The organism is Rickettsia endosymbiont of Cardiosporidium cionae, assembly GCF_015476335.1.
In the GTDB taxonomy this organism is placed as follows: Bacteria; Pseudomonadota; Alphaproteobacteria; order Rickettsiales; family Rickettsiaceae; genus JADHZC01.
In genome coordinates this window covers 150,705-175,902 of record NZ_JADAQY010000005.1, presented here as the reverse complement: position 1 = coordinate 175,902, position 25,198 = coordinate 150,705, and the positions used below count along the sequence as shown (strand labels likewise).

The window sequence follows — 25,198 nt, the reverse complement described above, 5'->3', positions numbered from 1 at the left end:
TTTATATACAGTTAGTAGCCCTCAGGTACAAAATTAATATTGATAGATTTTTCTATATTATATGCTAGTTTTATAAGATTATCCTCTCTAAAATATTGAGATATTATCTGAATACCAAGTGGTAATCCAGAATTAGTTAATCCTGCAGGTACTGATAAACATGGTAAACCAGATAAACTTGGTGCTGTAGTGAATATATCGTTTAGGTATGCGGTGGTAGGATCAGCTGTTTGAGTTACAGGAAAGGCTGAGTTGGGTGTAGCAGGCATTAGTATAGCTTCTACTTTCTTAAATGCATTTTGAAAATCACAAGATATGAGATTACGTATTTTTTGTGCCTTTATGTAATATGTATTCATACGGTTTGCTGATAGTACGTATGTTCCAATCAGAATCCTTCTTTTCACTTCTTCTCCAAATGCTTCTGTGCGGCTTCTTATGGAGATATCTTCTAACTTTAAGCCATCTGTGTTGTTAATTCTGTAGCCATATCTTATAGAATCATACCTGGCTAAATTTGATGAAGCTTCTGCTGAAGCTATAACGTAGTAAGTTGGTAGAGCGTGTTCAATATATGGTAGTGTGATCTCAACTATTTGGGCACCTGCATTCTTTAAAATACTAATAGAATTTTTCCAGATTGTTTTTATTTCAGGATTAATATCCTGATTTTCCATTATATTTATTGGTATACCTATCTTTGTATTTTTTATACTGAGATCACATACAGATTGTAAATTTGGTATAGTATTTTGGCTTGAAGTTGAATCTTTTGGATCATACCCCATTATAGTTTCTAGCGTTATAGCTGCATCTTTTACATTTCTAGTGAATATGCCTGCTTGATCTAGTGAGCTAGCAAATGCTATCATACCCCACCTTGAACATCTACCATATGTAGGTTTTATACCAACTGTACCAGTGAAAGATGCAGGTTGTCTTATAGATCCCCCTGTATCTCCTCCTAATGCTGCCATTGCTTGAAAAGAACTTACCGCTGCTGCTGAACCTCCTGAAGAACCTCCAGGTACTAGATCTATAGAAGATCCTTTTTCTTTCCAAGGGTTAAGAGTAGCTCCGAAGTAACTATTAGTGTTACTGGACCCCATTGAGAATTCATCCATATTAGCTTTTCCTAATATTATACTACCTTCACTCAATATTTTATTGCTAACAGTAGATTCATATGTAGGCACAAAGTTATCAAGCATTTTAGACCCTGCGGTGGTTCTTATCCCTTTTGTACAAAATACATCTTTCACGGCTATGGCTATTCCTTCTAGCTTTCTAGCAGAGTTTGATAGATAACGTTGATCAGATTTTTCTGCTTGTAGTAGAGCTTGTTCAAAATTTGTTGTTATATAGCAATTCAGTGGTTTATGTTTAGATATTTGTTCAATATGGGCAGTAATGAGCTCTTTAACTGAAAAATCTTTATTTTTTAATTTTTTAAGTGTTTCTACTATAGATAATTTTGTTAACTCTGACATGTTTTTTTATTGGCCTTTTGCTATATAGTTGATTGCTATTTATAAAAATATGCTCGATCCCACACAGTTGAGATGCAGTAATAGTATTAACTTATTCTAATATTTTGGGTACTATAAAACAATTGGTTTCTTTTGTTATATCTGTGTTTTCTTCTGGAATATTAGTAAAAATTTGGTTTGAAATATTGCTAACTGTTACGAAATCCTTTCTTAAACTTCTTGCTTTACTAGGCACTACTGAAGTTAGAGGGTCGACATTATCACAATCTATTTTATGGAGTTGATCAAGCATTTTTAGAGTATTACTAAAATTTTGTATAAAAACCTTTCGCTCATTACTGCTAAGTTTAATCATGGCTAATTTTTCTAATTTTTCCATTTCACTGTTGTTTATCATTTAAGTCCTTTTTTGATTAGCAATTTAAATTTTTGTTTAAAACATTAATTTTTATGTAAATTATAATGCAACGGTGAAGGAGCGAATTGTATAGGAAGGTTATATTTTTTTTCATATTTTTCCTTCCGAGAAAAAATTTGTAAATTTTTAAAATATGTTCTGAGTAGATTATTTTTGTTTAATTTTTCATAGCCTTCTATAACGATATCGTCATTATATCCATCAACGACTAATAATGCATTACTTACTTTATTTTCTTCGAATGTTACTTTTAATATTCTTTGTTCCAATATTATGTTTTTGGAGAATGATTCGTTTAACTTTCTGTAAGAATAATACCAAACATTAGGGTCAGAAGAAGGAATATAGCTAGCGCTACCTATTAACGTTACTAGATAAGATTTAGTAGGTTTAATATTATTAATATCTTCAATATCTGTATCCGAAACAAAATGTCCTGAATATTTTATAGTATTGCAACTAGAAATCATTATTAATACAGGAATTATTAATATGCAGTATTTTATCATTAATAATCTCATTTATAATTTTCAAATTGACTTCATAGATTTCAATCAACTATCTTAAGCATTACTGATATAATCAATGTAAACTTATAATAATTGACAAAACAGCATTTTTATATTATTAAGGTAAATGTTAGTAAAAATCAATATGTAATTAAGATAAAGTTGTATAAATATTTAATTTTAAATATTGGGTAATCATAAAATGGCTGTTCCTAAAAAAAAGACCTCTAAATCCAAAAGAAATCAGAGGCGTGCGCATGATGGTCTAGTACGAATAAATGCTGTAGTTGATAAAGATACAGGGGAATATAGACTATCTCACAATATAGATAAAAGCAGTGGTGCTTATAATAATCGTCAGATTGTTATTTCTAAAATAAAAGATGAAACTAATGCCGAGTAGGTAACTGGTGTTATTGTTTGATAATGTTAATTTAACAAGTAGTTTTAGCATTGTAAATGCTTTATAGATAAGAAGTAAGATTTTAGTTGGGATTTAGTTATAAAATTAATAATTTTCTTGATAAATTAGGTCAGTTGTTGAATGGGATATAAAATTTTAGGTTGTGGTGGATATTTACCAAAAAGGATCTTAAAAAATCAAGATTTAGATAAATCTTTAAATACAAGCGATGAATGGATTAGTTCAAGAACTGGTATATCTCAGAGGCATATTAGTGAAAAAAGTGAGCCTACATCAGTGCTGGCCTTTGAAGCTGCAAAAATTGCAATTGAAAATGCTAAAATTCATAAATCTGAAATAGATTTAGTTATAGTATGTACTACTACTGCAGATAATGTTTTCCCGTCTTTAGCTACCAAATTGCATGGGCACTTGGAGTTGGATAATCAACCAGCTTTTGATTTACAAGCAGTATGTTCAGGTTTTATTTATGGAATGCAAGTAGCAGATGCTATGCTAAAATCTTTAAAATATAAAACTATATTGTTAGTATGTGCAGAAAAAATGTCTTCTCTATTGGATTGGGCTGATCGTAAAACATGTGTTTTGTTTGGAGATGGTGCAGGGGCATTACTCTTAAAATCAGATGATACATATTCTGGAATTATAGATAGTGATATTTATTCTGATGGTAAATGTTATAATTTGCTGTACACAGAAGGAGGGGTAGGTTCTACAGGTGAAATAGGCTATCTTAGAATGAATGGTAGCGAGATTTATAAAAAGGCTATTGAAAAAATGTCTGAATCAGTAAGTAAAATTATTTCTAGAAATAATTTATGTTATGATGACATAGATTATTTTATACCGCACCAGGCTAATCTTAGGTTAATCAATGCGTTAATAGATAGAATAAAAATCCACCCTAGTAAGGCTATCACTACAATTCAAGATCATGCAAATTGTTCTGCAGCATCCATACCTCTTGCTCTGTATAACTGTACTCTGACAAACTCAGTTAATACCGGTGATATTATATTATTTACAGCATTCGGTGCCGGATTGACCTGGGGCTCGATAATATTAAGGTGGTAGACTAGTACATGTTAGTTATACAGGTTTATTTTATTTATTAAGATAAAATTATGACTAAGGTAATAAAGAATAGAAATAAAGAAGATTTAGCTTGTTATTTACAGCAGGAACTTGGCATATCATATAAAATCTCTATGGAGATAGTTTTATCTATTTTTGATTCTATATTATATATAGTAAAATCACAAAATAGAGTAACTTTAAGGGGGTTTGGTTCTTTTTCAGTTAAATATAAATCTCCCAGACCAGGGTATAATATAAATACAAAGTCTCCTGTTACAGTATTTTCTAGGTATATTTTACAATTTGCTGCAGCTAATAAGTCTAAAAAAGAAGTAAATTACGGTAGTAAACATAGTAATAAATATCTAAATAAAAATTATTCATGTCATGATAGTTAACATCAATCAGAGCAAGAAGTATTTTTCTATTAAGGAATTATCTTCTATATTATCAGTTTCTTGTTATCATATTCAAAAATTAGAGAGGTTAAGTAGTCATTTAAAAATAGTCAAAATTAAGAACAGAAAATATTATACACAGAATCATATTTTGTATTTTCAAGAGGTGTTGCGCGGCCTTGAATCTGATAAGATATCATATGAAAAAAATCGAGTAATACTAACTCTAATAGATAAACTTGTAAAAAAATTCTCTGAATTATTAAACTAAGTAAGTGTGTGTCTTAATTTTTTAATAAATACTACTACAGTCAACTTATTATTGAGATGTAGTGTTTTATATCTGATATTATCATTTCACCTGTTTATCATCACTAATGTTTTGGTGTAGTTGTGAAAAACATTTCAGAGGTATTATTTCATATACTGGGTGTATTATATTTGATATTGAAGGATTAGATGACAATATCCAACCGTAGAAAATTTTTTTTTTCTCTTTCTGTGATAATTCGTGTATTGACATTAATATCCAGTATCCTGGTTGATAAATGTTGTTATCCTCTACGCAATGCTGTACCTCTATTGAAAGATTGTTTATCAAAGATCTAGTATTCAATTGTAGAGTCATATTACTAGCTTCTGTAGTGATTTTGTTCATTACTACAATATTGGCATATTGATGTTCTTTTAAATTAGGATATTGTTTTATGTAGTCTTCAAATTCATTATTTTTTTCTAAGTCTATAACTAATTTTTCTAGATCAATTTTTTGTATTACTTTGGTATCTTGTATTATTTTGGAGTCAATTTCTTCATTGCTGATTTCATAAATTGGGTATATAGTAAAAAAAATCAAAATGATAGAAATTTTAATATACAGAATACTATCAATAATTTTACAATTCATTGTACAATAAAGTATAAATGAACCAAGAGCTAATGTGACAGATCTGAGTTTTAAGAGAATACGATTTACTTGTTATCATGTATACTCGCATCATAAAACTTACAACCTTAATTTAGCCCCTATCAAAGCTACCATGCCAGAGGATTTAACGGTCTGCTTATTACTAGAATCTAAAAACTCTGAATTTCCTTTCATATTATACCCAGTAATTTGTATATATGGTACGAAACCTGGTACCAATTTATAGTCGCTACCAATAGATAGCTGATTTACTCTGTTTTTAAATTGTACTGATCCATAATACGTAATACTCACTTTAAAAGGCCCTTGAGAGTAGGCTGTTCCAGCGGAATAAGTTTTAGCATTAGCTTTTATCTTATGTACTTTATCACTGGTTAAACTATTCCCTAAAGCTCCATAGGATAAAGCATATTTAAAATTACCATATGTTAAAACACCTCCTATATTATAGGCAGCCAAATTTTTTAATGGATGTTTAACTTTTGGATTATTTTTTTCATCAATAGCATATCCAGAAGATTTACCTACTTCTCCACTAAGTACAAGTTTTACTCCTACATTATTATTGATATGATGTTCAACGGATAAAGCTGCAGAAACAGAATCTTTCACATTTTGATCAATTTCTACAATCATCTGATCCAGATCATTTTTGTGCTTATTGACCTTAGAAGATACTTTACTGGAACTATCAGAACCTGTATTTGTAGAATCTGGTATGTACGAAATCCCTAATTGGATTTTAGTATTTTCAGAGAAAGGTTCAAACTCAGGCGTATAGTAAGAAATTTTTCTAGATGGTTCACTAGTATTACTGTTATTCAGACTTGCACGCAATCTTGAACCAAGAAAATTCTCGCAAGATGTAAGGAATCCTATATCTAATCCTCTATCCTTAGGAACATATGCATATCTACTCCAACTATTGGGAGCAGCCGCGGCTATGCTACATGCTTCAAGAGTCATCTTATCAGAAGCATCAAAAGGCGCCCCTAGTTCTAACTTTCCATATGGAGTTTCAAAAAAGATATGAGATCCGTTAAATGTCGCACTTCCACTCCTTTTGCCTGCCGTTAATAACGATATATGTGCACCATATTTTATATCATTAACCTTATTGGATATATCTAATAACACACCTACCTGATTAAACAATGCAAATCTTTCGTGCCTTGCTGAAACATTTTTTTTATCGGACGCTTTGTTTGTCAACCCTCTAAAACCCAACTCGAAATTTGCAAGCGCAGAAAAATTAAAATTTAAGCCCTTTGTATTTTTTTCCTTAGTATTATCAATATTTTTTTCTTCATTTTTCTGATCTTCTTCACTTTTAGTGCTTGCATTGCAAACAGAGGAGTTGGATGCCAATAAAATATCAGAAGATTTTGATTTTATGTTAGGAGTTTCATCTGTTTTAGAAACAGATGAAACAACATTATACACATCGGTGACTATTTTAACATTGTCATGCAATCTCTCGGCGTAAACAAAAGCTTGAGCAAGAGATATGGATATGATTAACAAAAATTTATACATTTTTTCTACATGCTTTAAAATCATTGGGGATATTCACTGTAATTACTATAAACGAAATCCTAGTGTAATTGCATAACGAATTATTACTCACTTAACGTCCTAGAACCACTGGAGAACGATTCTAAATCATTTAACTCAAGCTTTACAAATTAAATAGTAATTATAGCTACTATCTAGATTTACTATAGTTGTATAAATCACACATTGCTTGTGGGTGATAGAAGTACAAAACTCAGAATCCTAACACTTCTAAAAATATACTAAATAACTGTTCTATTTTTACTATAGTAAATAAATTGTAAAATAGATAGCTATCTTTATAAAAACGATAAAATCACTCCAAAAAAAATAAGCAAAGACACCAATATCAATGCCACCAAAGTTGGTTACAGTGAATTTACAACTATCTTAATAAATACAAGAAATTACTTATTCACAGCTTCTTTTAAGTTTTTACCTGCCTTAAAGGATACATAATTTGCAGCTGGTATTGTGATTTTCTCCCTAGTTTTTGGGTTTACACCGGCTTTTTCTTGTCTACGCTTTATAGAAAATGTTCCAAATCCTACAAGAGCTACCTCACTGCCTGCAACTAGGTTTGATTCTATAGAATCTATAGACATCTCCAAAGCTTGTTTTGCTTCAGTGCTGCTAATCGCATATTTTTTGGTAATAAAGCGTACTAAATCGGTCTTATTCATAATTTTTGCTTTTTAAAATTATTTCTATTATTATTGAACGCCTGTATGATAGTAGCCGTTAGTGAGCTTAAAAACAAGATGTTTTTTACTATTTATTAAAGTTTTAGTAGTTATTTATGAGATGTATTTTAAAATTAGATAGATTTTTTATCTAGACATATTAGTGTATTACACTTTCTAGACTTAAATGATAAGATTTGGTTATAATTGTTAGTTTTTGTATTTGATAAAATACTAACTTGTAAAAAAAACTTTTTGTACAGACATTATGTGTTTTGAATAATGTTTGAATTAAATTAGTATTTTATACCTCTAATAATTGTTATTTTAGTTTTATAATCTGTTATGTTAGGTTACATCTATAGTTATACTCAAGTTATTAGTTTTAGGCTGAGAATATTGAATTAATATAGTATTCAGTATGTTTAATTATTATAAAATATACTGTCAATTTTTGTTTTTACTGATCACTAAGAGTAGAAAAATTAAATTATCTAACTAGATTTTATAGATATAGAATAGATCTATAAAATCAATATGAAACAAAATACAAAATTAAGCAAAATTTTTGATCATCAGCGGTTATAACTATTTTTTATGATATTAATTCTTAAAATAATGCTAAATTTCATTTATGCTAGAGAGCATTGATAGAGCAATAATTTATGCCCTTATTAGTTAATTTACAGTCCAATTTAACAAAAGATACTGATAGTGAAATATTACAAATTAAAATCATTGGTAAGAATATATCAAAGAAGCAAAAGCAAAGCAAAGGCACGAAAACTTACTTTAGATTTTAAGTACGAGAACATTAGAATAACAAATAGACTATATTAATATCAGCCTCGTAGGTAATGATTTGCTATAATGCTTCCAACTTTAATTTACTGTATTTTTCACTACTAATACTCAGCATTTTCAGCTTTCTGTGTAAAGCAGATCTTTCCATACCCACAAAATTTGAAGTTTTAGAGATATTATTGTTAAATCTATTCATTTGCGCAGCTAAGTACTGTCTTTCAAAAACCTCTCTGGCTTCTCTTAGAGGCATAGACATCATATCTATGTTTGGTGAATTTGTGTGATTATGCATTGTTTCTACTTTTAATTTATTATCTAATATTTCTTTAGGTAACATATTTATATTAATTTCATAACACTCTGAATCACAGATTGGAGTCATAATTAGCGTCCATTCTACTACGTTGCGCAATTGTCTTATATTACCAGGCCAATCGTAAGACTGAAGAGCAGCTAGTGCTTCTGAAGAAAAGTTACGTTTTTTTAGACCGGAAAAATTAGATAATTGTTCTACAAAATACTCTACTAAAGCTGGGATATCATCTTTATGTTCTCCTAGCATTGGTACTTTTAGCGATATAACATTTAATCTATAATATAAATCTAGCCTAAAATTATGTTTATCTATTTCTGACTGTATGTTCTTAGATGTCGAAGTAATAAAGCGTATATCTAATTTTATGCTTTGTCCGTTTCTTACTATTGTTTGATCTTGTAAAAACTGTATTAATCTTTTTTGTACTTTAATTGGTAATTCTGTTATTTCATCTATATACAGCACACCGGTGTTAGCTGCCTCTAAAATAGTTAATCTTTTGCTGAGTAAATGGTAAACATTGCTATTATTATTTTCCGTATCACCAAATAACTCAGACATAATTTTATTTTCTGTCATTAATGATGGATTAAACACTACAAAAGGATTAGTGGTCCTATCAGATTGTTTATGAATTAATTTTGCAGTTAATTCTTTACCGCTACCAACAGCTCCGAAGATCATAATTCTTGCACTACTAGACGCAACTTTATCTATGGAAGATTTAAACTTTGTAATTGTTGCTGAATTGCCTACTAAACTAAGTTTATCTAGGACTTTAGATCTGAGTTCTATATTTTCTTTTTTGAGTAACGTAGCCTCTGTTGCTCTCTGGATTAATATGAGTAGCTTTTCATGGCTAAAGGGTTTTTCTAGATAATCATAAGCCCCCATCTTTATAGCTTCTACTGCTATTTTTATAGTTCCATGTCCGCTAATCATGATCACTGGTATAAAAGGATATCGTTCTTTAACTATTTCTAATATCCCTAAGCCATCTATTTCACTTCCTTGTAACCAAACATCTAGTACAATAACATTTGGAATCTTTTTTGTAATTTCTTCTAATGCCTGATAACTATTTGATGCTACACGAGTGCTATAAATTCTACTATCTAGGGTATCAGATATCAAGTTACATATATCCATTTCATCATCCACTATAAGAACATTTAAAGCCATAATATTTATACCTCAATATATTGGAATACAATAATACAAAAGTTGCGTACAACACAGTGACAACTTAGTGAATAATTTATTACACTAAAACATTACCTAATACCGACCTCTAATTACCCATATGCATAAAATTACTCGCTTTATTTTAGAATTTATCTATAAGACTTATCATCACTAGCCACACTGGAAACAATAATATGATTATGTTGATAAATCAACAAAATAAAATCAATGTAATAATTTTTACTAATACTATTGATTTTTTGTTACATAAAAAATAAGTTATTAATATTATATAAATATTTATAACTTATTTTTCAGTTCCTCTAAGTTAAAGATTAAGCTAATTTTTGCCCCTGGTTTTTCTGTATTGCTATACAATACTAAATTATTTTCAGTGCAGATATATCCACAATGTTCTTGTACTATCCTATCTACTATTGATAAACCAAGGCCTGTACCATTTACTTTAGAAGTTACATAAGGCTCTTTTACATGATGTATTATATCGTTTGTAAAACCAGGGCCGTTGTCAATACATGTTATGCTTAGCTCAGGAAATTTATATTTTACTAAAATATGAATTTTACCTCTATAACTCTTTTCAGTTGATGCAAGTGATTCTTCAGCATTTTGTAGAATATTCATTAATACTTGATCTATTTGTTGAACATCACAGATGAAATCTAGCTTATTTGTGTTAGACTCAAATATATAGTCTATGTGTTCATTAATAATTTTTCTAGAAAATATATGTGATTTTATCAATGATATAATGTCTTGAATTACAAATATTGGTTTTGGAAATGTAGAAAAGTTTACGAATTCTGATGCTATAGAAAGTATAACATTAGAGTGCTTTAATATATTATCAATATATCGTTGAAATATATCCTTATTAGTAACTTCAGATAGAAATTTCTTTACTAGAAGTTCTGCTGATAGTTGTATTGGAGTTAGGGGGTTTTTAATTTCGTGGGCTATTCTTCTTGCTACATCAGACCATGCTAGTGCTTTTTGAGCAGCTAATAATTTTTTTTGTTGTGCAGCTATTTGTTGAATCATCATATTAAATGTAGATATCAGTATTGTAAATTCATCTTGATTGGTAAGTTTCATCACGACTTTTGTACTTAAATCTCCTCCTCTAACTTTTTCAGATGCAATTAGTAATTGTTGTATAGGTTGTACAAGATTTTTTGCAAATTTTTTAGCAAAAATAGTACCAAAAAGTAATATGGTAAGAAATACTGATATAAAAATTTGTAATCCGATCTTTTCTAAATCAAACATATAGAGTTTCAGTCTCAGATACTCTGATGTAGTACCATTAGTTTGATCTATATGATTAATGATATTTCTATCTATCCATTTACCAACTAACAGGTAGATATTAGATGTAATATTTACTAGTATTCTCATTTTGTTGGGATCATTAGATAATTCAACCATCTCCCCTTCAATCGCCCTTAAAAAGTCGCTTGAATTTATAGTAAATAATGATAAATAAGAACTAAAATCTGTTTGAGCTATGATATGGCCATTCGATTTATTAAATAATATTATTTCATCAACTGGGCCTATATTGACTAATTCATTAAAAATATTACTCAATAATTTTTCATCCTGACTTGAGTTACGAATATCTATTGTGATAGAATTAGCAATTTCTTTCAGTTGTGTAGTACGATCTTTTATATATGCGTTACCCACCAATACAGATTCGTTTAATACATTAGATATTTTATTATCAAACCATGATTGTATAGAAAATTGAAAAAAATATACAAAGAATCCTATTATTAGAATAGCAGGAATTATCGACATCATTGTAAATGCCTGGGTGATTCTTTTTTGTATAGAATGTTTCTGCCCTTTAGTAACTATAAAGAATTTTGATATTGCTAGTATATTTAATAATCCTAATAATATTGATAGGATGATACTTATATTACTTATAATGTTGAGTATTATATCAAAGGAATAGTTTTTAAAAATTATTCCAGTGAATATGTAGTAGATAGTGATAATTACAGTTATTAAAGTGATTATCGATATGATGTTGAATATCAAATTTAATTTATCATTAGATATAAAAATTTTTCGAACGTAATTTTTTACTCTATATATAAAATTTGGCATATATTAAATATTTTATTAATGGATTGATACAAGATTACACAATATAGCATCATGTTTAAAGTTTGATTATTTCAGAATGTTTTGCAATAGTTTGTATAGCTTCTAAACTATTTGAGGTGATAAAATTTTGTAATCCATTACCAAGTAGGTAATTATATAGGCATTCTCTATATCTTGAATCTAAATGTATAAAAAATTCATCTAAAAGCAATATAGGAAAACAATTTTTATTGGTCATCAATGCTTGTACCGCTGATAATATGGTTGATAACAACATAATTTTTTGTTCACCAGTAGAACATAAATTTGCAGTTGCAGAAGTGTTTTTATTTAATACTGTAAAATCAATTCGATGCACACCAAAGTTAGTTCTATTTGATAATGCATCTTTATATCTATAATTTTTCAGATTTTGTATGAATTTATCTATATAATCACCATTTGTATTTTTAGTTATATCCCGTGATAGGTCATTAATTAAGAAAGACATCTTAGGAAAGTCAAAGTCCATTTTATCAAATGCTAGCTGTATTAAATTGATTACATTATTTCTAGATAATTGGATGGATTTTGCATAGGAAGACATTTTTTCTTCGATAGTATCTAAAATTTTATTATTATGTGTATAATTGTGATTACCCTCCTTCCTGAGAATGCTCATTCTTTGCTTCATATAATATTCATAATGTACTAATTTATTCACATGAAATATATCAAAATTATTTACTATTCTATCCAATAATTTCCTTCTTGTATTTGGTGCTTCTATGAACAGAGTATTCATTTGTGGAGTTATCCAAATTACGTTGACCAATTTTGTTAATTCAAGATTTGTAATTTGTGTACCGTTGTATGTAATATTTCTGGTATTGCTACCTAGTGATGCCGTATTTATTATCTCACTGGTACCGAGCTTACCTTCTAGTATATGTATAGTTTTCCAACTATGTTCACCAAATTTACAGAAATCTGTTAGTTTAGTTTTTCTTAAGCCTTTGCCAGGCGCAAGTAGTGAAATTGATTCTAATATGTTAGTCTTACCAATACCATTATTACCAGTAAGAATTACAGGCTTTAGACCTGATTCTATGTTAATAGCAAAATTTTTAAAATTTCTATAGTTAATAATATTTAAATATTTTATATAAATTCCTTTTTTTTTCACGTTAATTTCAGTTTATATAGTAAACTATGATAGTGGTTAGTGACTGCAGATTATTCTATTATAAAATAATTTAACAAATATCTGAAAATTTATTTAAGTTCTAGTATAAAAATGAGCATTATTTGATTTATGAGTTTACATTGGTTAAGAAGATATAATCTTATTATTTATAATTCTGTAGATAGTACAAATACAGAAGCTAAAAGATTGGTAAGATCAGGGATCTCTAATAATTTTATTATATGGGCTAATGAACAAACACAAGGTAGAGGAAGAAATAATAGAATTTGGTACTCTGAGCCTGGTTCTCTTTACATGACAATTGTAGTGATTAATGAAATTGAAAGCCAGTACCAATATCAAATACCATTTATTTTAGCAAATACATTATTTGAAACATTGACTCGATTAAAAAAAAATAACAATAAGATTTTGGATATCAAGTTAAAATGGCCTAATGATATAATAGTAAACGATAAAAAAATTTCTGGTATATTAATTGAATCTCTAAAGTTTAATTATAATTTATATTATATTATTGGTGTAGGTATTAACATATTAAGTTATCCTAAAATGCAAGGGATACATGCGACAAGCTTACAAAAAGAAGGTATAGCTTTAGATAGAATAGATTATTTATTGAATGATTTTGTTAATATTTTTGACAAAAATCTTTTTAGCTGGATATTAAGTAGTTTTGATTTTGTAGAGATTAGGAATAAATGGTTAAGTAGGGCTTATAAACTAAATCAGCCAATTACTGTGATACATGAAGGGAAAAAAAAATCTGGTATATTCAACTCTATTGATCAAGGTGATGGATCGCTTATAATTAAATTAGATGATAATAATCTTTACCATTCACGATCAGCAATAATAGAAGATAGTAATGTAGTTTTATAATTAAATAGTATCTAGCTTAGTATTTCTTAAGCAGTATTAAATCACAGTGCTAGACGCTATTTAAATCGATAACCATTTGCATAATTCACAAAAAAATAATTCAAAAGCCTTATAAGTGTAGTTTTGAGCTTCATCTGCTTTCTTCTTCGTTAGGTATGCGCCCTTATACTCACCTTAGGTTGGAGTATCAAGATTGCTATACAATATATTTTATGTTAGTTAGGAAAAAATGACATTGTAAAAGCTATTATAATTCCAATAACATTTGTTCCGGATTTTCTATTAGTTGTTTTACTTTTACTAAAAAAGTGACAGCATCTTTACCATCTATGATTCTATGGTCATATGAAAGTGCAACATACATCATAGGTGCTATTATTATTTGATTATTGATATCTACAATGGGGCGCTTCTGTATATTATGTAACCCTATAATGGCGGTTTGTGGAGGATTGATAATAGGAGTAGATAATAGTGAGCCATATATTCCTCCATTAGTAATGGAGAATGTTCCATCTTGAAAATCTGATATGGATAATTTTCCACTTCTTGCTTTATCTGCTAAGCTTACAATTTGTTTTTCTATTTCTGCAAATGATAGAATATCAGCAGATTTTATAACAGGTACTACAAGACCTTGCTCTGTACCGACTGCTACTCCAATATTATAGTATTTTTTGTATACAATATATTCCCCATCTATTTCAGCATTTACTACTGGTATCATTTGTAATGCTCTGATAACAGATTTTACGAAAAAAGACATAAATCCTAATTTAGCAGAGTGGAGCTTTTCAAATTGATCACGGTATTTTTGTCTTAATGCAATTACATTACTCATATTAATTTCATTGAATGTTGTGAGTATCGCAGCGGTATTTTGTGAATCTTTTAATCTCTGAGCTATGGTTTTTCTGAATTTAGAAAGTTTAACTCGTTCTACATTGTTATGTTTATTATTGTTATCGATATTTTGTTTATTATCTTGGATTAGATCTTTTTTATTTACATCAGTGATTTGAGGATCATTGATGTTTCCTAACACATCTGCCATGGATAATCTACCATCTTTTCCAGTAGCTTTTATAGATGATAAGTTGATATCATGTTCTTTTACTATTTTTTTTACTGCAGGACCTGACTTATTCAACACATCATCTTTTATGTGGGTATCTTCTGATTGCTGTATATTTTTTTTATCCTTATCACTGTTATAAGATTGTATTGAATTATCTTCAATAACTTTGATTATTGCCACTACTTCACCTATTGCAACGCTATCTTCTTCTTTTTTGAGTATTGTTTCTAGTACACCATTATTAGGAGCATTTATTTCTAGTGTTACTTTTTCTGTTTCTAATTCCAGTATCAATTCTCCTGATTTTACAACATCCCCTATATTTTTATTCCATTTGGCTATTGTAGCTTCAGAGATTGATTCTCCTAAGTTAGGTACTATTACGTTGACATTCATAATTAATCTTTACCATTATATTTCAAATAAATTTTTAATTAGTGCATCTTGCTCTTTTTGGTATATGTATGAATAACCAGATGTAGGGGAAGCACTTGCCTGTCTTCCGTGATAAATAATATTTGAGTGAATTTTTACATCTTTCATTAAATTTGTTATATAAGATTTTACAAAATTCCATGCTCCCATATTCTCTGATTCCTCCTGACACCATATGAATTGTTTTGCATTTTTGTATTTTTCTAATATTTGTTTAAGTTCTTGTGAAGGAAATGGATAAAGCTGCTCTAGTCTAATACACTTCACATCCTTTATATTATACTTGCGCCTTGTTGTAAATAGATCATAGTAGATTTTTCCAGTACAGAATACTATTTTTTTAATGTTAGTGTTGTTATCTATTTCATCAAGTACAGGAATAAATTTACTATTATCAGTAATATCTGATAAGTCAGAAATACATAATTTGTTGCGTAGTAAAGATTTAGGAGACATTACAATCATAGGTATCCTAAAACTATCTTTTATCTGAGATCTTAGTAAATGAAATATGGAAGCAGGTGTAGAAGGGTATACAATTTTCATATTATTTTCTGCTGAAAGCTGTAAAAATCTTTCAAGCCTTGCTGAGCTGTGCTCCGGACCTTGTCCTTCGTATCCATGAGGTAATAATATAACTATACCACTCATTCTTAGCCATTTCATTTCACCAGACGATATGAATTGGTCAAAGATTATCTGAGCTCCATTTGCAAAGTCACCAAATTGCGCTTCCCATATTACCAAGTGTTTTGGATTTACAAGTGAGTATCCATATTCAAAACCTAACGCAGCATATTCTGAAAGGTTACTATTTGCTATCTCTATATAACCCTGATTATGTTGAATATTATTTAACGCTGTATATTTTTTCCCATCTTTACTGTCATGTAATACTGCATGTCTTTGTGAGAATGTTCCTCTTTCTACATCTTGTCCTGTGAATCTGATATTAACTCCTTCAGCTAATAATGTTGCTAATGCTAGTTGTTCTGCGCTAGCCCAATCTATAAAATGATTCTCTATTATATTATTTAACCTTTGTAGAAATATTTTTTTTAATTTATTGTTTATGGAGTATTCTTTTGGTATAACAAGTAATTTTTTACTGTATTCTAATATCTTATTTTTTTCAACAGCTGTGACAAGTTGGGTATTTTGATATCTAGTCATACTTGACCACAGACCTTGAAAAGATTGCAATTGGTTACTCATATTTGTCATTTGCTTGAATTCTTTATCAAGAAATTCAATAAAAGCTTTTCTGAACTCACTAGAGTATTTATTCTCAATTAACTTTTCTTTTACCAACTTTTCTTCATATATTGAAACTACAGATTTTTTGTTCTTGATAACATTATACATTTTGGGTTGAGTATAAGATGGATCATCACCTTCATTATGTCCGTATTTTCTGTAGCAAACCAGATCTATAACTATATCTGAATAAAAATATTGCCTATATCTGGCAGCAAATTCGCAAGCAATTATCACAGATTCTATATTATCAGCATTTACATGTAATATGGGGGCAGCAACTACCTTTGCTATATCTGTGCAATATCTATTAGGCCTTGCGTCAGATGTATCTGTAGTAAAACCTATTTGATTATTAATGATAATATGTATAATGCCTCCTATATCATATGTTTTTAATGATGACATGATGAGATTTTCGGATACTACACCTTGTCCGCAAAATGCAGCATCACCGTGTACTAAAATTGCTACTACTGAATTTTTATCATTATTATTCAAAAATTGCTTAGCTTTTACCTTGCCTGCTACTACAGGATTTACCGATTCAAGATGTGAAGGATTAGGAGTTAGTGATAAGTGTATGCTCTTCTCATTGATCAATTTATCTGAAGAATATCCCATGTGATATTTTACATCACCAGATACGTCCAGTTCATAATTGGAACTGATATTACTAAATTCTGCAAAAACATGGCTATATGGTTTTTCCATAATACTTGTCATAGTTGATAATCTGCCTCTATGAGCAAGGCCTAATACTATATCTTTTGTACCATTTTCAGCACTCAAACTTGTCAAGTGATCTAAACATATTATATAAGCTTCCCCACCTTCTATAGAAAAGCGCTTTGCTCCAGGAAATTTATTGTGAAGATATTGTTCAAAAGATTCTACTTTAATTAACTGCTTCAATATTTCTGTTTTATATTCAGGTTGAATAGTAAAATTATTCTGTAATTCTTCGAAATTATTGTATAACCAGGTTTTTTTTTGCATATCTTCTATATGTGCAAATTCTACCGCTATATTGCTACAATAAGTGTTTTTAAGTTTTGTGATTAAATTTGCAAGACTTGTTGTACTCTTGTTATAGAAATCACAATTTACAGTAATTTTTTTTATTAAGTCTTGCTTATCAAACCCGAAATATTCTGCATCTAAGTTCACCTCTGTTTCAGTTAACTGAGGTTCTAAAGATAATGGATCAAGTTTAGTAAGATAGTGTCCATATTCTCTATATCGTTCTATTAAAAATTTTATTCTTAAGTCATTAATTATTTTATCTTCATTATTACAGATTGATTTTACTCTATGATCATCATTAAGAGTGTTAGCATTTTTCGTTTCTTGTATTGTTACGTTATTTTTTGTGGAATTTTGATCAGGATTAGATTTATTATCCTTGTTTATTGTAATAGGTGTATATTTTTCAAAAAACACTTGCCATTCTTGACTAACGCTATCTTGATTTATTAGATATTTTTGATAAAGACCCTCAATAAACACTGCATTTTCAGCAAATAAATGTTGAGTATCTTCTGATTCGAAATTGTTCATATTTAAAGAATGATTGATTATCATAAAATAAATCTTAGCTTTATTCTATACAATGAATAAAATTCAATTACAAGGTATTTGTATAAATTACAGCCAGCACTTAGGGCTTAATTATACAGTATCTGCTAGTATTTTTTTATTCGTTTTATTTTTATAGCTTAATAAAATTAATAGTTATGACTTATTTACAGTATATAATTTAAATATTAATTCTTAAATTATTTAATTATATACATTAATATTATTAGCATTATATACTTGAGTAATATTAATGTATATAATTTTAATAAAAAAATAAGTGGTTATAGTTATGGCAGATGAAAAAGATAAACTAGATGAAGCTAAAGTAAACACCATAGACGCATTGAAATCAGTGCTAGATTCAAAAGCTATACAAGATTTTAATAAAGCGCTGAAGGAGAATACTAAATTCATTTTAGATAGTGTTAATCAATTATCTGAAGAAGTGAAAAAATCAAACAGTCAAGAAAGTCACATGGTTTATAGTAATCTTATGAAGAGTCTTGATTTGAGTCTAAAAAAAGTAACTAAAGATAGTGCTAGATTAATTAAACTAGAAAGTAAAAAGCGAATAACTCAGACAATGCAAGATGTACAAAATATTGAAAAAGAACAATTGAATGCATCTATAGAGTCAACTATTAAGAAATTTAAAGATGTATCCGATGCTATAAGTAAAGGTAATTTTGGAGTCATCAGGGATTTTTCAGAGGAGACAACTCAGAAAGAACTTGATAAACTTAGGAAGTCTGGCATTATTAATAGTGCTAAAAAGTTTACAAATTCTGTATCTCAGGCTCTTCACAATACAAAGCTCATTATGAAGGAAGCTGCTATTAATATCGGTAAGGGGGTGAAGACAGTGGCCTATGATGCTCCTAGATTTGCTGCTTCTTATGTTGATATGAAAATGTCTGAAACTTTAGATACAGTAACTGATCATGTCAAGCATAGTAGTTCATATATGTTTAATGAGGTATTTAGGAATGCAAAAGGTAAGCCAGCGTATAATGAAAAAAAACAGTATCTTAGTGATTTACAAAAAGATAAGAAATTTTTACGATATGCCGATAGTAAAGTTAAGCAGGATACTCTACAAGAAAAATATTTTGGAATAAAAAATTCCAATGCAGATATAAATAAACAAGTATTTGCTAATGCCATATTAACCAAAAATTTTCGTAAACTGAATTACAAATTTGATAGAATAAGCAATAATTTAACTGCTAAAGGATTATCACAAGATCCTAAGTTTTTAGAGAAATTAGAACAGAAGCAACATAAATATACTGAAATGTTAATGAAGAATTTAGAGGCCGTTGCAGAGTATAGTAGTAAAGAAAATCATGACAAATTGATTGATATTTCTGAAGGATATAAGACTACGTTGCAATCGCAGGGAGACAGTATGAGTAGAAGTACTAGCGCTAGTACTGATAATAGCAGTGAAATAGCACAAGAAAATATAATAGAACAGGATAAAGTAGAAAAATTGCAAGATATTAATAAGAAGTCTAAAGAATATTTACTAGAAGTTCAGAGTAAATATTATGTTTCTGATGAAGTGCAAAAATCTGGTGAGGAGATGCAAAAAGAAATACAAAAAGAAATACAAAAAGATATGCCAAAAAGGTCTATTGGTGATAGATTAAAGAAATTAGTAGGGTTTTTCAAAAAAAATAATAATACATCTGTTGTTCCAGGAGCATCAGCATCAGCATCAGCATCAGCAGTAGAACGAGGAGGACCAAGCTCTGGGTTATAGGAGTGTAGTAATGGTGTTTTTAGATATGGATAAGAATAATATTTTTTGAGTGGTTGTTACATAGGTGATTGATATATTAAAATCTAGAATAAACTTATAAAATAATAATACATCTGTTGTTCCAGGAGCATCAGCATCAGCATCAGCATCAGCATCAGCAGTAGAACGAGGAGGAACAAGCTCTGGGTTAGGAGTGTAGTAATGGTGTTTTTAGATATGGATAAAAATAATATTTTCTGAGTGGTTGTTACATTAGGTGATTGATATATTAAAATCTAGAATAAACTTATAGTTTAAAGCTTTGCATTAAGCTGCCAGATATGAGATACCAACCATCAATCAGTACAAAAAATATAATTTTAAATGGTAGTGCTATCATCACCGGTGGCATCATCATCATCCCCATAGACATGAGTATAGATGCTACTAATATATCAATGATAAGAAATGGTAAAAATATTAAAAATCCTATTTCAAAACTCCTTCTGAGTTCACTTATCATAAATGATGGTATTAGGACCTTTAGTTCTATATCTTCAATATTTTTACTGTATTCCCTATTTTGCTTTTTTGCTATTGATAAGAATAAATCTATATCTTGGGTTCTAGTGTTATTTAACATAAAACTTTTAAAAGGTTGGACTGTAAGCATCAATGCTTTATCTTCAGAAATTTCTTCTGCCATTAATGGCTTGATTCCATTTTCATAAGATTCCTCTATTGTAGGAGACATAATAAAAAAAGTTAAAAATAAAGAAAGACTTATCAATATTTGGTTAGGAGGAGTTTGTTGTAATCCTAATGCTGTGCGTAAGATAGAAAATACTATAGAAATGCGTATAAATGAAGTGACCATTATCAGTATTGAAGGAGCAATACTAATAATGGTAATAATCAGTAAAATTTGTACAATTTTATTGCTTACAGATCCATTAGTGAGCATGTTACTAAGCTCAGAAATTAAGGATGTTACATCAGAATTATGTGTATCGGCAACGCATTGGTAGGGTAGCATTATATAAGATATGAATATAATATAAATTATATAGTTAAATTTTGTTTTAATCATGAGTAGTCACTTTTGTTCTATTTTATCTATTAATATCATATTATTTTTGCCGATCACCAATATATAGCAAATGCTATGTTGATAACATATTGTAACTATTTTGTGATTATGATCTATATGTGATATGTTTTTTATCACCAGATCTTTGTTACCTTTCATAGAGGTACTGAATTTACTGTATTTTTGTACTAATTTTAGGATTATCACCATGAATAGAACCACTAATGCCAGTGATACCACAGCTTTTATTATAATATTTATTTCCATGTAGGATCTTACCGCTAGTAGTTTTCATAAATATTTATTCATAACAAAATTTTATTTGTTTACTTTTTAACTATATTGGATATTTTGTTTGTATTTTTTTGATTTCTTTATATTCGTATTCAGATATTAGTAATAAGCTATCTGTAGTAATGTGATTTTTGTTGATTTGTATGCCATTTGTAATTTTGTTATCTGTAATACCTGTAGCTGCGAATATTATGTTGCCCGCTGCTAAATCATTTTTATAGTATTTTTTGTTTATATCTTGGATCCCGCATTTTTTAGCGTAGTCAATTTCATATTGATTTTTATAATTTAACCTAGTGCAGATTTGGCCTCCCAGTACTTGCAGAGCTGCAGCTGCAATCACTGCTTCTGGTGCTCCTCCTGTACCTATGTACATATCAGCGTATGATGATGTAGTACTGATGATACCTATTATATCTCCATCATCTATTAACATCACCTTAGCACCTAGTTCTAGGATTTTTGCTATCAATTCTTCATGCCTTGGTCTATTTAGCACTATTGCTGTTAGATCACTGATATTAGATTTCTTAGCTTTTGCTAAATTATATAAATTTTCCTTAACTGAGATATCAAGATCTAGTATTTGTTCATGAAAGTTAAATCCTGTTGCTATTTTATCCATATATATATCAGGTGCTTTTAAAAAATTTCCTGATTCTGCTGCAGCTATTACAGAAATTGCTCCATCTTTGCCTTTAGATAATAAATCAGTGCCATCTATGGGGTCTACAGCTATATCCATCTTTTTCCCTTTACTATCTTTTTTACCTATTTTTTCTCCGATATATAACATTGGTGCATTATCTCTTTCTCCTTCGCCTATCACCACATTTCCCCTGATATCAATTTCATTAAGAGAAGGTCTCATTATATTGACAGCTTCTTGGTCTGCTCCGTTATTATTCTGTTTACCAAAATATTTATAGGCTGCTATAGCAGTTTTTTCTGTAGTTTTTATTAATCCAAAAATAATTTCAAAATTCATAATTTATACTTTATCTAATGTAGTAATTTTATTTATAAAATCCTTTTCAAATTCTTTAAGTAATGTGTTGGCTCTTTTAATTACTGATTGTGGTAACCCTGCTAATTCTGCTACATGTATTCCGTAAGACTTACTGGTTGATCCTTTAATTATTTTGTGCAAAAAAATAATTTTATTTTGTTCTTCATGTATAGAAGTCGTATAATTCGTGATCGAATGTAAGGAGTTTTGCATATCTATTAATTCGTGGTAATGGGTAGCAAAGAGGCATCTGGATTGCAGAGCATTGTGTATATATTCTATTATTGACCATGCGATTGATACCCCATCATAGGTAGAAGTGCCACGACCTACTTCATCTAGTATTATCAATGATTTTTTTGTAGATTGAGATAAAATTGCAGATGTTTCAAGCATTTCTATCATAAAGGTTGATTCTCCTTTTGCTAAATTGTCAGAAGATCCTATACGAGTAAATATTTTATCTATAATACCTATTTCGGCAGATTTAGCTGGTACGAAGCTTCCTATATGTGCCATTATTGCTATAATAGCATTTTGTCTTAAGAAAGTGCTTTTACCAGACATATTAGGGCCAGTAATTAAACCTATTCTTTCATTTTCACATAAATTACAGTCATTAGATATAAATGAAATATTGTTTAAATTCAGTGATTTTTCAACTACAGGATGCCTTCCTTCTTGTATATGAAATATTAAATTGTTAGTTAATTTTGGCATAACGTATGAATTTTCTCTAGCGATGTGAGCGAAGTTACAGAATACATCTAGTTTGCTTAATGATCTGATTAAGTTTATGAGCTTGTTTTGGTAATAAATAAGTTCACTACAGATTGTACTATATAATTCTTGTTCTAAATTCGTTACTGAAAATTTTGCATGGATTATTTTATTTTCTAGATCCTTTAGTTCTTCTGTTACGTATCTCGCAGAATTTATTGTAGTTTGTCTATGAATAAATTTATTATCATTGATTTTATGGATATTTCTAGAAGTAATTTCGATGAATAGTCCTATTAAATTATTTCTAGATATTTTTAAACTATCTATCTTTGTATCTTCTCTATATTTTTTTTCTAAATTGCTTATATATAAGTTGCTATTATATAAAATATCATTTAACTCTTTAATTTTGGGGTGATACTCATTTTTGATAATACCTCCTTCGGTTAAGATATTTGTAGTTTCATCCTTGATAGATTGGTTAATTATATCATGTACTTCATGTGTTCCAGATAACCCTTCTATTAGTGTTTCTATGTAATGAGGAGTTTCGCCATTTCTAGTAAAAATAGTTTTAATTTTTTCACCTATAAGTATAGCATTTTTTATTATTAACAAATCCCTTGGTCTACTATGATTCATCATCAGCTTTGCAACTGCACGTTCTACATCTCCTAATTCTTTGATATAAGATCTAATATCTTGATTTAGGTTCATGTTGGAATAAAAAAAATTTGTGATATTTAATCTATCACTAATATATTTTATATTAGTTAATGGAGAAGACAAATAGCTGTATAGAAGTCTACTACCTGGTTTAGATAATGTATTGTTAATATTATAAAATAAGCTATCTTTTTTATTGCCGCTGACACTTGTATTAATTTCTAACCTATCGCGCGTAACATTATCAATACACATATATTCCTTAGTATTACAAATCTGAGGTTTTGTTATACAAGTTATATGAGATTTTTGTGTCAGAGATATATATTCTAAGATGCTGCCTATAGATATCACATTTTCATTTGTAAGATCACCTATAGCTTGTAATGAATGAATTTTATAAAAATCCAGAACTATTTTTTTGGCCTTGTTGTAAGTGAATATGCTATCTACTTGGAATGAGATATAAATTCCTAAATCTTTAATTTTTGGTATGATGCTATGTGCTGCATATTTTTCACTTAATAATATCTCTTTGGGTTTCAGTCGAGCCATTTCATGCATTATGTATTCTTGGATAACTGTAGTAACAAATATTTTATTGGTTGTTAGGTCAATGTAACATATAGAAGATTGATTATTATTAATGAATATGCTTGCCAAGTAATTTGTAGACTGATCATCAGTTAATCCATCTTCTATTATTGTACCAGGAGTAATTATGCGAGTTACTTCACGCTTTACTATTGCTTTATGGCCCGCCCGCTCTTTTGCTTCGTTAGGAGTTTCTAGTTGTTCACAAATAGCAATTTTGAAATCTTGTTCTAGTAATTTTCTAAGATAATTTTCTAAAGCATGATGCGGTATACCACACATATTTATATTTTCATTTTCAGTTTTCCCTCTTTTTGTTAGAGTAATTGAGAGTATTTTACTAGCAGTTACTGCATCTTCATAAAATAGTTCATAAAAATCTCCCATACGGTATAGTAGTAAACAATCAAGATGCTGATATTTTATATCTAAAAATTGTTTCATAACTGGCGTTGCCATAGTATAACGATATTTTTTTTTAAATGTTTCAATATCCATTTTACTTAATGCCAATATTAAATTAGAATTGTATATTCTGATTGATAGTATGACTTAGGTATATTATATCTGATCAGCGAAATCAAATTTTAAATAACAAATTTAGATAATGCCAATATAGCTCAATTTGGTAGAGCAATGCATTCGTAACGCATAGGTTTGAGGGTTCGATTCCCTCTATTGGCACCACAATAGCAAAAGTTGTTATATTAGTAGGTTTTATTATTAAGTCTTTA

General features: G+C 29.0%; 21 protein-coding genes and 1 tRNA gene. 7 read left to right on the top strand and 15 right to left on the bottom strand.

Annotation, left to right across the window (positions count from 1 at the left end):
- Positions 1 to 11: 11 nt before the first annotated feature.
- The 3 genes from gatA to IHI24_RS03865 form a co-directional block, all read right to left on the bottom strand.
- Positions 12 to 1,490 (bottom strand): Asp-tRNA(Asn)/Glu-tRNA(Gln) amidotransferase subunit GatA, encoded by a 1,479-nt coding sequence (gene gatA, locus IHI24_RS03875; protein WP_194966747.1) that lies wholly within the window; start codon positions 1,488 to 1,490, stop codon positions 12 to 14.
- A 91-nt stretch (positions 1,491 to 1,581) separates the two neighbouring features.
- Positions 1,582 to 1,887: an Asp-tRNA(Asn)/Glu-tRNA(Gln) amidotransferase subunit GatC gene (gene gatC / locus IHI24_RS03870; RefSeq protein WP_194966746.1), complete on the bottom strand. Its 306-nt coding sequence runs from the start codon at positions 1,885 to 1,887 to the stop codon at positions 1,582 to 1,584.
- A gap of 44 nt (positions 1,888 to 1,931) precedes the next feature.
- Positions 1,932 to 2,429: an outer membrane protein assembly factor BamE gene (locus IHI24_RS03865; RefSeq protein ID WP_194966745.1), complete on the bottom strand. Its 498-nt coding sequence runs from the start codon at positions 2,427 to 2,429 to the stop codon at positions 1,932 to 1,934.
- A gap of 190 nt (positions 2,430 to 2,619) precedes the next feature.
- On the opposite strand from IHI24_RS03865, the gene rpmF reads away from it, so the two are divergent.
- The 4 genes from rpmF (at position 2,620) to IHI24_RS03845 (ending at position 4,587) form a co-directional block, all read left to right on the top strand.
- Positions 2,620 to 2,820 (top strand): 50S ribosomal protein L32, encoded by a 201-nt coding sequence (gene rpmF, locus IHI24_RS03860; protein ID WP_194966744.1) that lies wholly within the window; start codon positions 2,620 to 2,622, stop codon positions 2,818 to 2,820.
- 141 nt (positions 2,821 to 2,961) lie between these two features.
- A complete protein-coding gene (locus IHI24_RS03855; RefSeq protein WP_194966743.1) occupies positions 2,962 to 3,915 on the top strand; it encodes a beta-ketoacyl-ACP synthase III in 954 nt (317 codons plus the stop codon).
- 50 nt (positions 3,916 to 3,965) lie between these two features.
- A complete protein-coding gene (locus IHI24_RS03850) occupies positions 3,966 to 4,316 on the top strand; it encodes an HU family DNA-binding protein (RefSeq protein ID WP_194966742.1) in 351 nt (116 codons plus the stop codon).
- Positions 4,306 to 4,587: a hypothetical protein gene (locus IHI24_RS03845; protein WP_194966741.1), complete on the top strand. Its 282-nt coding sequence runs from the start codon at positions 4,306 to 4,308 to the stop codon at positions 4,585 to 4,587. The genes IHI24_RS03850 and IHI24_RS03845 overlap by 11 nt, the downstream gene beginning before the upstream one ends.
- A gap of 81 nt (positions 4,588 to 4,668) precedes the next feature.
- Here the strand turns inward: IHI24_RS03845 and IHI24_RS03840 are convergent, their stop codons facing one another.
- From IHI24_RS03840 to recF, 6 genes are all read right to left on the bottom strand, one after another.
- A complete protein-coding gene (locus IHI24_RS03840; protein ID WP_194966740.1) occupies positions 4,669 to 5,223 on the bottom strand; it encodes a DUF2155 domain-containing protein in 555 nt (184 codons plus the stop codon).
- Between the two features lie 99 nt (positions 5,224 to 5,322).
- Positions 5,323 to 6,804 carry a porin gene (locus IHI24_RS03835; protein ID WP_194966739.1) on the bottom strand — a complete coding sequence of 494 codons (1,482 nt, stop codon included), beginning with the start codon at positions 6,802 to 6,804 and terminating at the stop codon, positions 5,323 to 5,325.
- Between the two features lie 401 nt (positions 6,805 to 7,205).
- On the bottom strand, positions 7,206 to 7,481 hold the full coding sequence (locus IHI24_RS03830; RefSeq protein ID WP_194966738.1) for an HU family DNA-binding protein: 276 nt from the start codon (positions 7,479 to 7,481) through the stop codon (positions 7,206 to 7,208).
- A gap of 865 nt (positions 7,482 to 8,346) precedes the next feature.
- Positions 8,347 to 9,783: a sigma-54-dependent transcriptional regulator gene (locus IHI24_RS03825; RefSeq protein WP_407690726.1), complete on the bottom strand. Its 1,437-nt coding sequence runs from the start codon at positions 9,781 to 9,783 to the stop codon at positions 8,347 to 8,349.
- 303 nt (positions 9,784 to 10,086) lie between these two features.
- Complete coding sequence (locus IHI24_RS03820) at positions 10,087 to 11,925, bottom strand: sensor histidine kinase (protein WP_194966737.1); 1,839 nt, start codon at positions 11,923 to 11,925, stop codon at positions 10,087 to 10,089.
- A gap of 55 nt (positions 11,926 to 11,980) precedes the next feature.
- Positions 11,981 to 13,090, bottom strand: a complete 1,110-nt coding sequence (recF, locus tag IHI24_RS03815) for a DNA replication/repair protein RecF (protein ID WP_194966736.1) — start codon at positions 13,088 to 13,090, stop codon at positions 11,981 to 11,983.
- A 129-nt stretch (positions 13,091 to 13,219) separates the two neighbouring features.
- Between recF and IHI24_RS03810 the strand changes: the two genes are divergently transcribed.
- Positions 13,220 to 13,993 carry a biotin--[acetyl-CoA-carboxylase] ligase gene (locus IHI24_RS03810; RefSeq protein WP_194966735.1) on the top strand — a complete coding sequence of 258 codons (774 nt, stop codon included), beginning with the start codon at positions 13,220 to 13,222 and terminating at the stop codon, positions 13,991 to 13,993.
- Positions 13,994 to 14,240: 247 nt separating this feature from the next.
- Here the strand turns inward: IHI24_RS03810 and odhB are convergent, their stop codons facing one another.
- Together odhB and IHI24_RS03800 are read right to left on the bottom strand one after the other, a co-directional pair.
- Entirely contained in the window at positions 14,241 to 15,467 is a 1,227-nt protein-coding gene (gene odhB, locus IHI24_RS03805; protein WP_194966734.1) for a 2-oxoglutarate dehydrogenase complex dihydrolipoyllysine-residue succinyltransferase, read from the bottom strand.
- 15 nt (positions 15,468 to 15,482) lie between these two features.
- Positions 15,483 to 18,323 carry a 2-oxoglutarate dehydrogenase E1 component gene (locus tag IHI24_RS03800; RefSeq protein ID WP_194966733.1) on the bottom strand — a complete coding sequence of 947 codons (2,841 nt, stop codon included), beginning with the start codon at positions 18,321 to 18,323 and terminating at the stop codon, positions 15,483 to 15,485.
- 310 nt (positions 18,324 to 18,633) lie between these two features.
- Here IHI24_RS03800 and IHI24_RS03795 point away from each other — a divergent pair, with 310 nt between their 5' ends.
- Entirely contained in the window at positions 18,634 to 20,109 is a 1,476-nt protein-coding gene (locus IHI24_RS03795; RefSeq protein ID WP_194966732.1) for a hypothetical protein, read from the top strand.
- Positions 20,110 to 20,395: 286 nt separating this feature from the next.
- On the opposite strand, the gene fliP is transcribed toward IHI24_RS03795, so the two are convergent.
- The 4 genes from fliP to mutS all read right to left on the bottom strand — a co-directional run bounded on the left by fliP (position 20,396) and on the right by mutS (position 24,962).
- A complete protein-coding gene (gene fliP / locus IHI24_RS03790) occupies positions 20,396 to 21,178 on the bottom strand; it encodes a flagellar type III secretion system pore protein FliP (RefSeq protein WP_228777153.1) in 783 nt (260 codons plus the stop codon).
- Between the two features lie 172 nt (positions 21,179 to 21,350).
- Positions 21,351 to 21,473, bottom strand: coding sequence for a hypothetical protein (locus IHI24_RS04770; protein ID WP_267463601.1), 123 nt, complete (start codon positions 21,471 to 21,473; stop codon positions 21,351 to 21,353).
- A gap of 42 nt (positions 21,474 to 21,515) precedes the next feature.
- Positions 21,516 to 22,460 (bottom strand): class II fructose-bisphosphatase, encoded by a 945-nt coding sequence (gene glpX / locus IHI24_RS03785; RefSeq protein WP_194966731.1) that lies wholly within the window; start codon positions 22,458 to 22,460, stop codon positions 21,516 to 21,518.
- A gap of 3 nt (positions 22,461 to 22,463) precedes the next feature.
- The gene (gene mutS, locus IHI24_RS03780) at positions 22,464 to 24,962 is read right to left on the bottom strand and encodes a DNA mismatch repair protein MutS (protein ID WP_194966730.1); all 2,499 of its coding nucleotides are present in this window, start codon (positions 24,960 to 24,962) and stop codon (positions 22,464 to 22,466) included.
- 111 nt (positions 24,963 to 25,073) lie between these two features.
- Between mutS and IHI24_RS03775 the strand changes: the two genes are divergently transcribed.
- Positions 25,074 to 25,151 (top strand) — tRNA-Thr (locus tag IHI24_RS03775).
- Positions 25,152 to 25,198 lie beyond the last annotated feature (47 nt).

Excerpts from the sequence above, each read along its gene's own strand:
- gatA (WP_194966747.1), bottom strand. The coding sequence starts at position 1,490 with ATGTCAGAGTTAACAAAATTATCTATAGTAGAAACACTTAAAAAATTA.
- gatC (WP_194966746.1), bottom strand. The coding sequence starts at position 1,887 with ATGATAAACAACAGTGAAATGGAAAAATTAGAAAAATTAGCCATGATT.
- IHI24_RS03865 (WP_194966745.1), bottom strand. The coding sequence starts at position 2,429 with ATGAGATTATTAATGATAAAATACTGCATATTAATAATTCCTGTATTA.
- rpmF (WP_194966744.1), top strand. The coding sequence starts at position 2,620 with ATGGCTGTTCCTAAAAAAAAGACCTCTAAATCCAAAAGAAATCAGAGG.
- IHI24_RS03855 (WP_194966743.1), top strand. The coding sequence starts at position 2,962 with ATGGGATATAAAATTTTAGGTTGTGGTGGATATTTACCAAAAAGGATC.
- IHI24_RS03850 (WP_194966742.1), top strand. The coding sequence starts at position 3,966 with ATGACTAAGGTAATAAAGAATAGAAATAAAGAAGATTTAGCTTGTTAT.
- IHI24_RS03845 (WP_194966741.1), top strand. The coding sequence starts at position 4,306 with ATGATAGTTAACATCAATCAGAGCAAGAAGTATTTTTCTATTAAGGAA.
- IHI24_RS03840 (WP_194966740.1), bottom strand. The coding sequence starts at position 5,223 with ATGAATTGTAAAATTATTGATAGTATTCTGTATATTAAAATTTCTATC.
- IHI24_RS03835 (WP_194966739.1), bottom strand. The coding sequence starts at position 6,804 with ATGATTTTAAAGCATGTAGAAAAAATGTATAAATTTTTGTTAATCATA.
- IHI24_RS03830 (WP_194966738.1), bottom strand. The coding sequence starts at position 7,481 with ATGAATAAGACCGATTTAGTACGCTTTATTACCAAAAAATATGCGATT.
- IHI24_RS03825 (WP_407690726.1), bottom strand. The coding sequence starts at position 9,783 with ATGGCTTTAAATGTTCTTATAGTGGATGATGAAATGGATATATGTAAC.
- IHI24_RS03820 (WP_194966737.1), bottom strand. The coding sequence starts at position 11,925 with ATGCCAAATTTTATATATAGAGTAAAAAATTACGTTCGAAAAATTTTT.
- IHI24_RS03810 (WP_194966735.1), top strand. The coding sequence starts at position 13,220 with ATGAGTTTACATTGGTTAAGAAGATATAATCTTATTATTTATAATTCT.
- odhB (WP_194966734.1), bottom strand. The coding sequence starts at position 15,467 with ATGAATGTCAACGTAATAGTACCTAACTTAGGAGAATCAATCTCTGAA.
- IHI24_RS03800 (WP_194966733.1), bottom strand. The coding sequence starts at position 18,323 with ATGAACAATTTCGAATCAGAAGATACTCAACATTTATTTGCTGAAAAT.
- IHI24_RS03795 (WP_194966732.1), top strand. The coding sequence starts at position 18,634 with ATGGCAGATGAAAAAGATAAACTAGATGAAGCTAAAGTAAACACCATA.
- fliP (WP_228777153.1), bottom strand. The coding sequence starts at position 21,178 with ATGATTAAAACAAAATTTAACTATATAATTTATATTATATTCATATCT.
- IHI24_RS04770 (WP_267463601.1), bottom strand. The coding sequence starts at position 21,473 with ATGAAAACTACTAGCGGTAAGATCCTACATGGAAATAAATATTATAAT.
- glpX (WP_194966731.1), bottom strand. The coding sequence starts at position 22,460 with ATGAATTTTGAAATTATTTTTGGATTAATAAAAACTACAGAAAAAACT.
- mutS (WP_194966730.1), bottom strand. The coding sequence starts at position 24,962 with ATGGATATTGAAACATTTAAAAAAAAATATCGTTATACTATGGCAACG.